The 10,905-nt window shown below is 40.8% G+C and carries 17 protein-coding genes; 14 read left to right on the top strand and 3 right to left on the bottom strand.

From position 1 onward, the window contains the following. Positions 1 to 88: 88 nt before the first annotated feature. Both M2470_RS01935 and M2470_RS01930 read left to right on the top strand, forming a co-directional pair. On the top strand, positions 89 to 946 hold the full coding sequence (locus M2470_RS01935) for an efflux RND transporter permease subunit (protein ID WP_280742990.1): 858 nt from the start codon (positions 89 to 91) through the stop codon (positions 944 to 946). 180 nt (positions 947 to 1,126) lie between these two features. Beyond that, positions 1,127 to 1,726: a nitroreductase family protein gene (locus tag M2470_RS01930; RefSeq protein WP_280742991.1), complete on the top strand. Its 600-nt coding sequence runs from the start codon at positions 1,127 to 1,129 to the stop codon at positions 1,724 to 1,726. Between the two features lie 8 nt (positions 1,727 to 1,734). On the opposite strand, the gene M2470_RS01925 is transcribed toward M2470_RS01930, so the two are convergent. Next, on the bottom strand, positions 1,735 to 2,235 hold the full coding sequence (locus M2470_RS01925; RefSeq protein ID WP_280742992.1) for a ClbS/DfsB family four-helix bundle protein: 501 nt from the start codon (positions 2,233 to 2,235) through the stop codon (positions 1,735 to 1,737). Positions 2,236 to 2,299: 64 nt separating this feature from the next. After that, the gene (locus M2470_RS01920) at positions 2,300 to 2,437 is read right to left on the bottom strand and encodes a hypothetical protein (RefSeq protein WP_280742993.1); all 138 of its coding nucleotides are present in this window, start codon (positions 2,435 to 2,437) and stop codon (positions 2,300 to 2,302) included. Positions 2,438 to 2,624: 187 nt separating this feature from the next. Here M2470_RS01920 and M2470_RS01915 point away from each other — a divergent pair, with 187 nt between their 5' ends. From M2470_RS01915 to M2470_RS01905, 3 genes are all read left to right on the top strand, one after another. Continuing rightward, on the top strand, positions 2,625 to 2,999 hold the full coding sequence (locus tag M2470_RS01915) for an MmcQ/YjbR family DNA-binding protein (protein ID WP_280742994.1): 375 nt from the start codon (positions 2,625 to 2,627) through the stop codon (positions 2,997 to 2,999). 77 nt (positions 3,000 to 3,076) lie between these two features. Continuing rightward, complete coding sequence (locus tag M2470_RS01910) at positions 3,077 to 3,499, top strand: GNAT family N-acetyltransferase (RefSeq protein ID WP_280742995.1); 423 nt, start codon at positions 3,077 to 3,079, stop codon at positions 3,497 to 3,499. Between the two features lie 10 nt (positions 3,500 to 3,509). Further along, positions 3,510 to 4,256 (top strand): DUF5131 family protein, encoded by a 747-nt coding sequence (locus tag M2470_RS01905; protein ID WP_280742996.1) that lies wholly within the window; start codon positions 3,510 to 3,512, stop codon positions 4,254 to 4,256. Positions 4,257 to 4,801: 545 nt separating this feature from the next. Here M2470_RS01905 and M2470_RS01900 read toward each other — a convergent pair. After that, a complete protein-coding gene (locus M2470_RS01900) occupies positions 4,802 to 5,995 on the bottom strand; it encodes an NAD(P)H-binding protein (protein WP_280742997.1) in 1,194 nt (397 codons plus the stop codon). A gap of 118 nt (positions 5,996 to 6,113) precedes the next feature. On the opposite strand from M2470_RS01900, the gene M2470_RS01895 reads away from it, so the two are divergent. From M2470_RS01895 to M2470_RS01855, 9 genes are all read left to right on the top strand, one after another. Next, positions 6,114 to 6,380, top strand: coding sequence for a DUF1905 domain-containing protein (locus tag M2470_RS01895; RefSeq protein ID WP_280742998.1), 267 nt, complete (start codon positions 6,114 to 6,116; stop codon positions 6,378 to 6,380). Positions 6,381 to 6,407: 27 nt separating this feature from the next. Further along, positions 6,408 to 6,758, top strand: a complete 351-nt coding sequence (locus M2470_RS01890) for a DUF2200 domain-containing protein (RefSeq protein ID WP_280742999.1) — start codon at positions 6,408 to 6,410, stop codon at positions 6,756 to 6,758. A 4-nt stretch (positions 6,759 to 6,762) separates the two neighbouring features. After that, on the top strand, positions 6,763 to 7,119 hold the full coding sequence (locus M2470_RS01885) for a nuclear transport factor 2 family protein (protein WP_280743000.1): 357 nt from the start codon (positions 6,763 to 6,765) through the stop codon (positions 7,117 to 7,119). A 116-nt stretch (positions 7,120 to 7,235) separates the two neighbouring features. Continuing rightward, positions 7,236 to 7,556, top strand: a complete 321-nt coding sequence (locus M2470_RS01880) for a winged helix-turn-helix domain-containing protein (RefSeq protein WP_280743001.1) — start codon at positions 7,236 to 7,238, stop codon at positions 7,554 to 7,556. Positions 7,557 to 7,626: 70 nt separating this feature from the next. Beyond that, a complete protein-coding gene (locus M2470_RS01875; protein ID WP_280743002.1) occupies positions 7,627 to 8,133 on the top strand; it encodes a GNAT family N-acetyltransferase in 507 nt (168 codons plus the stop codon). 29 nt (positions 8,134 to 8,162) lie between these two features. Continuing rightward, positions 8,163 to 8,591 carry a nitrophenyl compound nitroreductase subunit ArsF family protein gene (locus M2470_RS01870; RefSeq protein WP_280743003.1) on the top strand — a complete coding sequence of 143 codons (429 nt, stop codon included), beginning with the start codon at positions 8,163 to 8,165 and terminating at the stop codon, positions 8,589 to 8,591. Beyond that, positions 8,591 to 9,289 carry an aromatic aminobenezylarsenical efflux permease ArsG family transporter gene (locus M2470_RS01865; RefSeq protein WP_280743352.1) on the top strand — a complete coding sequence of 233 codons (699 nt, stop codon included), beginning with the start codon at positions 8,591 to 8,593 and terminating at the stop codon, positions 9,287 to 9,289. The genes M2470_RS01870 and M2470_RS01865 overlap by 1 nt, the downstream gene beginning before the upstream one ends. A gap of 23 nt (positions 9,290 to 9,312) precedes the next feature. Next, positions 9,313 to 9,546: a thioredoxin family protein gene (locus tag M2470_RS01860; protein ID WP_280743004.1), complete on the top strand. Its 234-nt coding sequence runs from the start codon at positions 9,313 to 9,315 to the stop codon at positions 9,544 to 9,546. Between the two features lie 10 nt (positions 9,547 to 9,556). Further along, complete coding sequence (locus M2470_RS01855) at positions 9,557 to 10,900, top strand: permease (protein ID WP_280743005.1); 1,344 nt, start codon at positions 9,557 to 9,559, stop codon at positions 10,898 to 10,900. Positions 10,901 to 10,905 lie beyond the last annotated feature (5 nt).

Here is a 10,905-nt window from a genome sequence, read left to right as displayed (position 1 = left end):
GAATAAATACAAACAAAAAATTGCCTATATCATTTTACGGATACAGACAATTTTATTAAGTGAAAAACTTAAAGCCGCTTTTTAAGGGGTGACTAAGTATAGGGACGATAATAGAGAATACGACATTAATATCCGTTTGGATAGATTCGACCGCAAAAGCAAGTCCGACATTGAAAACCTTACTATTATCAACAACGACGGGTCGGAGATAAAACTCAAGCAAATAGCTTCCATATCGGAGAGCGAAAGCCCTTCACGCCTTGAACGCTATAACCGCATAAGTTCCGTAACGATCAGCAGTATGGTTGTAGGTCGTCCGAGTGGCGATGTGGGCGATGATGTAATGGCAACAATAGAGGGCCTCGACCTGCCGGATTCGATACAAATAAAGTATGCCGGTGATATGGAAAATCAGGAAGAAGGCTTTGGCGATTTAGGAATTGTGATGATAATTTCTTTGATATTAGTCTATCTTCTTATGGTTTTGCTTTACAACAGCTATACTCATCCGTTTGTAATTATCCTCTCCATACCGTTGGCTATTATCGGAGTATTCTTTACACTCGGACTGACAATGACTCCGCTTGGAATCATCACCATGCTCGGAATCCTTATATTAATTGGACTGGTTTCCCGAAACGGAATATTGGTGGTCGATTTTATCAATCAACAATTGGAGCAGGGTGTAGCCATCAAAGAGGCACTTCTGGAGGCTACAAGCCGCCGCTTCCGTCCTATCTTACTGACAACAATTTCTACCGTAGTCGGTATGATTCCGATAGCCATAGCTCACGAAGCCGGAGCTGAATGGAAAAACGGGCTTGGATGGGTGTTGATAGGCGGACTTATATGTTCTATGTTCCTTTCATTGGTAATCATTCCACTTGTATATTATTTGTTCTATCGTTTGCGGGAGAGGTTTAATAAGAGCAAAAACAGATTTTAGAATGGGACAACCAATTCATAATTAGTACTTCTTCCTCTCTGCGCCTCTTTCTGCAAAATATTCTTGCTTATGAGGTTTTGTATATCCCGTATCGCTGTATCACAAATCGTAGCGGTTTTTATTTAAAAACACTACCTTTGTTTGAGCGATTGATTGTTGTTTGCGGAAAATTATAGAATCATGAATAAAATAATAGGATTGCTATTTATATCTTTAGCATTGTTGACAGCTTGTAAACAAGATAAAAAAGGAGAAGGCATAACGCCCTCGAAAGCAGAAATTATATTGGAGAATATCCACAACAGAAAAAGTGTGAGAGATTATATTCCCGGCAAGGCGGTAACTGATGAAGAGCTGGATAAACTCTTAAAAGCAGGAATGGCAGCACCGTCGGGACAGAACAAACAGCCTTGGGAAATACTTGTTATTAACGAAAGAGAGATACTAGACAAACTTGCCGAAGGTTTACCATACGGTAAGATGCTGACTAAGGCTCCGATGGCAATTATTGTGTGTGGAGATACGATAAAGTCTAACTATTGGTATCTGGATTGTTCGCTGGTAAGTCAAAATATTCTCTTAGCAGCTGAAGCAATGGGGCTTGGTGCTGTATGGACTGCGGCCTATCCATACGAGGACAGAATAGCAGTGATCAGAAGCCTAATTGATATTCCTGCTCATGTAACACCTCTGAATGTGATTCCTGTAGGACATCCCAAGGGTGAGCATCAGCCCAAAGAAAAGTGGGACGACACTAAAATACATCGTAATAAATGGTGAATATCTTATCAGGCTTTTATATGTTTCTTGATTTTCTTCATCGCCCAATCATAATGACTCGATGTGGCAGAAATGCAATAACTTCCTAAGTTAGTTGTCCCGGTCCACGGAAAATACTTCTTCGTAAATAACTCCTCATCGGTAAGCGGCTCAATAAGTTTCATTACATCGGCATGACTTTCTTTCAAAAGTGTAACCGCTTCTTCCAACGGAGTTGTTTGGTGCTTCTTCCAAAACTCAACGTTCATCTGTGGATATGTTTTCCAGTTATAAGGCTCGGGCAGAAAGTTAACCATATTGCCTGCTTGATTGGAACGAAGCCAATTCAGCAATAATTGATGCCACTCATATAGATGTATCAATACATCGCGCAGGTTCCTATCTCTATCTTCAAAGGAGAATGTACCCAGCCGTTTCTTTTCCGGCATGGAATCGATCTGCTTCCACAGTTTATCAAACTGGCTGTTTGCAGCTACTATCAAATCTTGCTTATTGGTTGGTCTTGCCATATTTTGCTTTTTATTCGGGTTTGAATCACAAAAATAGTGTATTGTCCCGAGAACATAATATGTATTACCAATTATCATGAATTTGTTTGCGAATGTATTTATCATACACCTTACGAACAATAGTCATTTCTTCATCTGAAAAAGGGGGTAGGGTAGACGCTTCCGCATTCTCGATAATCTGTTTGGGAAAACATCGACCCATACTTGAGAAATTAGTACTTTAAAAGTAGAGAATCTTGTGTGTTGTCCAAGGATTATCCCCACTGTTTGTTAGAAATTTAGTAAATTTGTAGGCGAAAATAGCACAATTTCTGTCCGGGATGGGAAGGATATATCTGTCCCTTGGATGAAGATGCGAAGCAAACCCTGAAAGATAAATATCAGTTGAAATGAATATCGAAGAATTACGCAATCATTGTCTTGCAGTAAAGGATGTAGAAGAATGTACGCCTTTTGGCGAAGACGTATTGGTTTATAAAGTCATGAATAAGATGTTTGCCTTTTTTTCTCTGAATCCGAAAGACAATGAACATTTTGCCGTTTTGAAATGTGACCCCGAAAAGACGGTGCAATTAAGAGAAAAATACGTTGGTGTCACCAAAGGTTATTATGCAGGCAACAACCTGATGTGGAACTCTGTATATATTCAAAAAGATGTACCGGATGAACTAATAGAGGAATTAATCAAGCATTCGGTCGAAGAGGTTATAAAGAAACTTCCTAAAAAGAAACAATTGGAATATTCTGGAGAGACAGGCTTGTGAAGAATCAGAAGTATAACAAAGAATAAATATGAGAATAGCAGTAATAGCCCAACGGCTGAATCAAATAAAAAAGCCTTATGGAACAACTTAGAATACAGCATGACACCGCAGGTGTAGACTGGAAAACAGTTGCGGATACATTACGTGATGTCAGGATGGGATACTATGCACCTGACAAACACAATAGGGCTTTTGATAACAGCTATGCCGTGATTTTTGTATTTGATGGGGCTGTAATGGTAGGCTTCGGACGTATCTTGTCAGATGGTGAATACCAGAGTGCAATTTACGATGTTGCTGTAAATCCGGATTATCAGGGTAGGGGTATCGGCAAAATGATAGTATGTGAGCTGATGAATACTACTCCCGGATGCAACTTTATACTATATTCCTCACCAGGTAAAGAATGTTTTTATGAAAAACTGGGGTTCAGGAAGATGAAAACAGGAATGGCCGCATACCTCAGCAGCGAAACCATGCAGAAGAAAGGGTTTACTTAAAAGATAAGGTATGCCCAAAAACGCTATCGAATCCAAATCCAAAATGTGGAACCTTTGGCACGGCTGTCATAAGTTGAGTGCTGGTTGTCAGCATTGCTACGTCTACCGGGGAGATGCTAAGAGAGGTATTGACAGTAGCATTGTCACCAAAACCAAGAACTTCGATCTGCCTATCCAAAAGAAACGCAATGGCGAATATAAGATTTCTTCCGGTTCATTAGTCTATACCTGTTTCACTTCCGACTTCTTCGTGGAAGATGCTGATGAATGGCGCACGGAAGCATGGCAGATGATGCGTCTTCGGAGCGATTTGCGGTTTATGATGATTACCAAACGTATCGACCGCTTGCAAGCATCTCTGCCTGATGACTGGGGCGATGGATATGAGAACGTAACCATCTGCTGTACTATCGAGAATCAGGATCGTGCCGATTATCGTCTGCCTATTTATAAAGAAGCTCCTATAAAACATAAAATCATTATCAGTGAACCTCTCTTGGGGCGCATCGACCTCACGTCATACGATATTGGTTCGTGGGCAGAACAGGTAGTTGTCGGCGGAGAATCGGGGTATGATGCACGTCCCTGCAACTTTGACTGGGTGATGGAGTTGCGTGACTTATGTGTAGAACAAAAGGTTTCTTTCTGGTTCAAACAAACCGGAGCCAAGTTTATCAAGGATGGGAAACTGTACAATATCAACCGCCGACTGCAACATGCGCAAGCGCGCAAAGCGGGGATTAACTTCAATGCTTAAAAATGCAGAAAAAAATATTACTTTTACAGTCTATGTGTAAAGCTAAGACGGAGTCCGTGAAGTAAATAACCTTTGGCTGTCTGTCAAGGTTATCCCTCAATTCATACTCAGGCATATTCTTTATAGTGATTATTGGATGATTCAGGCAATCAGCCCGAAAGGATTTGATATAGCCAAAGGAAAGATCCGATGCTGTGATGAATTGAACAAACCGGAACATTGGAGGGATGATGAATCTGATCGATAATAGTACAATAATCAGAGGGATTCGTCCCTCTGAATTTCCTTTAATTATTCTCTTCTCCCTTATGGATTAAAACTATTGATAGTGGCCGGTTCCATATCCATGACTTCGCTGATAATCGGCAATCAATCATATATTTTTTATCGGCTCACCTATGTGAACTAAGTGGCTCACAGGGGTGACCTACTCGGCTCACCTAGGTGAACCGATATAGTTCACTAAGGTGAACTGATTAATTAATTGGTACAAAAACACAAAATAAATGCAAGTAGAACTATACTGATTTCCCTCCATTATCCAATTAAGAGAATTGCTCCGCTTGCCATAATAATATATCTCTGATCAACTCTTTGGGGAACGGCTTACTCCAGGGAAGTTGCACAGCTCCTTTCGAGGTCTTATAATCAACCAATCGTGCCTTGAACACCACGATTGCTTCTTCACCCGGATAGAAGCCAAGATGATGTTTATGTGTGGCAAAATGTGCAAGATTCTTGCCCTGTAGTTTGAATGTAGGCATTCCCCAACTGATGGTTTCCTGAAGCTGAGGAACCGTTTGTAGAATCAGATATCTGATTTCGTTTAAGCGCGCATGGGTTTCTTCGGGAGAAGCGGCAATATAAGCATCGATATCTCTTTTACCTGTTTCATTACGGATATAATCTTCCAGTCCGGTTTCTAACTTGATCGGAATTATATCACTTTTGGGCTTGTCTTCTCCGTCAACCAAAGTTGCTGTCATAGCCGCCATATTCTGTGCGGCATCAGTAGAAAAGCCGGCACTAATCAGTGTTTGTACCCACTCCTCACGCGGTATCCGATTTGGCACAACTTCCCGTTTGTAATATTTGGCGTAAACACGAGCGACGTCTTGTGTACTATAATCCTGTGGTCCGGTAAGTTCAAAAACCTTTGTGGTAAAGGTTGGATTCGTGCAAATGGAAGCGGCAAACCGGGCTATATCCTGTGGTGAAACCATCGGGATTTTCTGTTCAGGTTCAAAGAAAGTGGGTAAAATGCCATACTCTTTCACCACATCGGCGTATGCTAGCCAATTACTGAAATAATAGGCCGGACGAATAAAAGTAGTTTCGACAGGCAGATACTCAAATGCTTCCTCCAGCCAGTGCGAGATCATCAGGTTGCCCGTACCGTTTCCCAGATGAGCACCCATAGAAGACAAGCCAATAATCCGCCGGATACCTGTCTGTTGGATGGCCTTGCGGTAAGCGGCAATTATCCGTTGGCCGTCTCCAAGTACATCTTCCGAATGAAAATTCTCCGGAGTAAGCAGGAATACAGTTTCTCCACCATGGAAGGCTTTAATCAGCGATTCCGCATCAAACACATCGGCAATCCGTACCTTCACGTTTGAATCAAATATATTAGCCTTGCTCTGATTCCTTATAACGGCAGTAACAGGCATTCCGTTTCTATTCAATTCTTTTACTAATGCCGAACCTACCTGTCCGCTGGCTCCTGTAATTATATTCATATTATTGGTTCTTTTGTAAGATTACAAATCTAATAAATACTTTACTGTAATTGAGTACTTTTATCCTCAAATTAAAAAACTATTCAGATATTTACGGACTAAAAGATATCTTTATTTTATGAGTAAATACTTTGAGTTTGATGCGATTATTCAGAAAGTACCGGATATGGACGCCGCTTATGTGGAAATCCCATTTGATGTGAACGCAACCTTTGGAAAAGGTCGCGTTCCAGTCGATGCAACCTTTGACGGCGTTCCCTATCAGGGAAGTTTGGTAAGAATGGGAACTCCCGGCCATATTATTGGCATACGAAAAGATATACGTAAACAAATCGGTAAGCAGCCCGGCGATACTGTTTCTGTTACTATAAAGGAGCGAGAATGATATGAATTTAAAATAACTGAAGTAATTATGGATAATAACAAAGTGTACAAAATGTCTTTCGCCCGTGTATATCCGATGTATGTTCAGAAAGCAGAGAAAAAAGGTCGGACAAAAGCGGAAGTAGACGAGATTATTTTCTGGCTGACAGGCTACGATAAACAGACGCTGCAACAACAGATTGATAATAACAACGATTTTGAGACCTTCTTTACCCAAGCACCCCGGATCAATCCGAACGCTTCTAAAATTACCGGAGTTATCTGCGGCTATCGGGTGGAGGAAATTGAAGAGAAACTGATGCAGCAGATTCGCTATTTGGATAAATTAATCGATGAATTAGCCAAAGGAAAGGCTATGGATAAGATATTAAGAAAGTAATGTTATGACACCAAAAGAAATTCTTGAAGAGTGGATAAGGTTGTTCAATGCAGCAGAAGCAGAGAGTATTGCCGAACTCTATCATGATGATGCCGTGAACCATCAGGTAGCCAACGAACCGATTATTGGCAAAAAAGCGATTAGAGAGATGTTCCAGTCTGAATTTGCTACAGCCGAAATGGTTTGTATTCCCGAAAACCTGTTTGAGGATGGCGAATGGGCTATTCTCGAATGGCGCGACCCGCTGGGATTACGAGGCTGCGGTTTCTTCCATATTACAGACGGAAAGATTAAATTTCAAAGAGGGTATTGGGATAAACTATCGTTCCTACGCCAACATGGCTTGCCGATACCAGAGTAAGATTTTGAGGGAAATCGGTTATACATTGATTTAGTACAAAATTTCTATTTATTTCATTCGTAATTTTGCGAATTACAAATCTATTCGTATATTTGCGAACTGAAAATAATTAAGTAATGAAAAAACAAGAACTTACAAAGGAACAGGAACAAATGGCACGATTTGCTAAAGCAATGGGGCATCCTATACGGATTGCAATACTCCAGATGCTTGCCAACCAGACATGTTGTTTTCATGGAGATATGTCAGAGCTACTACCTATTGCGAAAAGTACCTTATCCCAGCATTTGAATGAACTGAAAGATGCTGGATTGATACAAGGAGAAGTTGCACCTCCGACAGTTAAGTACTGTATCAACCGAGAAAATTGGGCTTTGGTGAAAAAAATGTTAGGTGGATTTATAGAAAGTGTAGCTACTTCAAAAAGTAGCTATTGATAGCTATTTTTTTTGGCTTTAATGTTCGTATGTTTACGAATTACAAACAATTGATTTAAATATACCTAAAATGGAAATAAGAAAAGTAACATTGGACGATGCCCGTAGGATTTGCGAAATATATAACTACTACATAGAGAATACGGCTGTAAGTTTTGAAACTGTTCCTGTTTCGGAAAAGGAAATGAAAGAACGTATCAAAGGAATAATTGATTCGGGATTTTCTTATTATGTAGGCGAAGTAGAGGGCCATATCGTTGGATATTATTATGTCCATAAATGGAATAACAGATGTGCTTATTCATCTACAAAAGAGGTTACAATTTATTTAGATAAAGACCAAACCGGAAAAGGGTTCGGCACAATGCTATATGAGCATTTATTCCAAAATTTAGATAAAGAAAATAGCCATGTATTAATTGCCGGAATCTGTATTCCCAATGAAGGTAGTGTGAAGTTGCATGAGAAATTCGGATTCAAACAAGCTTCCCACATGAAAGAAATTGGTTGGAAACTTAACCAATGGCAAGATGTCGGTCATTGGCAACTTATTATTAATAATAAAAGGACAAACTAACATATCACTAACCAATAAAAAGATAAAAGATGAAGAAATCTATTTTAGTAGGATTTTTAGCCATATTGCTGGCTGCCTGCGGTGGTAACACACAGAAAAACAATGAACAACCTACAGGTACCGAAACAAAAGGACAGATGGTGGATACTTCTGCTGTGAACGTTTATTATTTCCATGGCAAACAACGTTGCAAAACGTGTATTGCGGTAGGCGATCTGACAGAAAAGACTATAAAGGAACTTTATACGGATAATCCTCATGTGAAATTTATTGAAGTAAAAACAGAGGAGGAACAAAATGCTTCACTTGTAGAGAAATACGAAGTAACCTGGAATGCCCTCATAATTGCTAAAGGGAATAACCATATCGAAATAACCAAAGAAGCTTTCGCCAATGCTTTGAACAGTCCCGAAAAGCTTATTGACCTTATCAGAACCGAAGTCGATAAAAGGTTATGATGGATTATTTACAAAACCTTGCTGACGGATCGAGTTGGCCGCTACTAACGGCCTTTGTTTTAGGCTTGATGACAGCTATCAGTCCTTGCCCGTTGGCAACGAACATTACCGCAACTGCTTATCTGAGTAAAGATATAGGAGTGAAACACCGTGTATTGTTCAATGGCTTATTCTATACACTTGGACGGATGTTTACTTATACGGCGCTGGGACTTATCTTTTATCTCGGAGCAAGCCAGTTCCAGGTAGCACGTCTATTACAAAATATCGGTGGTCTGTGGTTGGGTATAGCACTTATTGTTATCGGGATTCTGATGCTCGATATAATCAAGTGGAATATTCCGGCAATGGGAAAACTGACTTCTAGACTCGAAAAGAAAGAAGGGAGGAAGAGTTACCTCGATGCGTTTCTGCTCGGATTACTCTTTGCTCTTGCTTTCTGTCCATACAGCGGTGTACTTTACTTTGGAGGTTTGATTCCTCTGACTATTGCAAGCCCGTCGGGATTGCTACTTCCTCCGGTATTCGCTATTGCAACAGGGCTTCCGGTCATAGTCATAGCATGGCTGTTGGCATACAGTGTCAGCAATGTCGGCAAGTTCTATAATAAAATGAACATCTTTCAAAAATGGTTTAAGCGTATAGTTGCAGCCGTATTTATTCTGGTTGGGATTTATTATGTCGTAATAAGTATTTAGAAATAAATTTAATATATCAAAGTATGGAAATTATCGTATTAGGTACAGGTTGTGCCAAATGTAAAACAACCTATGAAACAGTAAAGAAAGTAATCGAGGAAAACAATCTGGACGTAAATCTCTCCAAGCAGGAAGATATTATGGAAATCATGAAATATAACGTGATGTCCTTGCCTGGAATTGTTGTAGACGGCGAAGTAAAGATCAAAGGTCATGTGCCTTCCGAAAGCGAAATCCGCAAGTTGTTAGGAGTATAATATACTACGAATGGAAACTAAAAAAGAGTTGAAAATCCTATTCTGGATGGTCGCTGTCTTCGCAGCGGTATTTTTCCTGCCGCTGGGAAGTGAACGTTTTATGACAGCGATTGATGCTACGCTCGACTTATCGAAATGGTACGCACAGGAACATGTTGTAATGTGTCTTCTGCCTGCTTTTTTCATTGCAGGTGTGATAGCCGTCTTTATCAGTCAGGGCGCGGTATTGAAATACTTCGGAGCCAATGCAAAAAAATGGTTGTCTTATACGGTTGCTGCCGTTTCTGGTGCGATATTGGCGGTATGCTCCTGCACCATTCTCCCGTTATTTACCAGTATCTATAAGCGTGGGGCAGGATTAGGACCAGCTATTGCATTTCTCTATTCCGGCCCGGCGATCAGTATACTATCGATCATTCTTACATGGCGTATCCTCGGAACAGAGATGGGCGTTGCACGTATGATCGGTGCGATTCTCTTTTCTGTCATCATCGGTTTGGTAATGGCTTTTATCTACCGGAAAGAAGAAAAGGCAAAAAAGGAAGAACAGATGAATATAACAGTTCCTCCGGCTAAACGCCCGATGTCGCAAACGATGTTTCATTTCTTCACATTAGTTTTGATACTTGTCTTTGCGAATTGGGGGGCTCCGGCTGCGGATGATACGTCAAGTGTTTGGTTTTATATATTCACCTATAAATGGTATATCACAGGGATATTAGCTCTTATGCTTGCTTATTCGCTTATTGCCATTCTGAAGATTAAATGGCAGTGGGTTGTAACGGGAGTTGTTGTTACGACAGCTTCGGCCGTATTAGCCAGCCTGTTTATACCGAACCCGAAACTGGTTCCGCTCGTGCCTATGATAGTCGGTATCGCCTCACTGTCGCTTATGACGCTACGGGATAAACGTGACCCTGAAAACCGCGAATGGACACTTTCGGCATGGGGATTTGCCAAGCAGATTATGCCACTCTTGGCTATTGGTGTAGTAACGGCAGGTTTCCTGCTTGGCTCTACCCACGACAATACCGCGATTGCGGGTGTAATACCCAATGAATGGATTGAGTGGGCGGTTGGCGGAAACTCCCTCTTATCTAATTTCTTCGCCAGTTTTACAGGAGCATTTATGTATTTTGCTACCCTTACAGAAGTACCGATCATTCAAGGATTACTTGCTTCCGGTATGGGGAAAGGCCCCGCGTTGGCTTTGCTGTTGGCAGGCCCTTCGCTTTCCTTGCCGAATATGCTTGTTATACGAGGTGTGATGGGGACGCAAAAGACCATTATCTATGTAACCTTGGTTATTATCATGGCAACGATCTCCGGTCTTATTTACGGAACATTTTTTTGATTACA

Origin of the sequence: Parabacteroides sp. PH5-46 (genome assembly GCF_029892785.1) — a bacterium.
Classification (GTDB): Bacteria; Bacteroidota; Bacteroidia; order Bacteroidales; family Tannerellaceae; genus DFXE01.
Note: the sequence above shows the minus strand (reverse complement) of the source record. Positions and strands in the feature narration are given on the sequence as shown.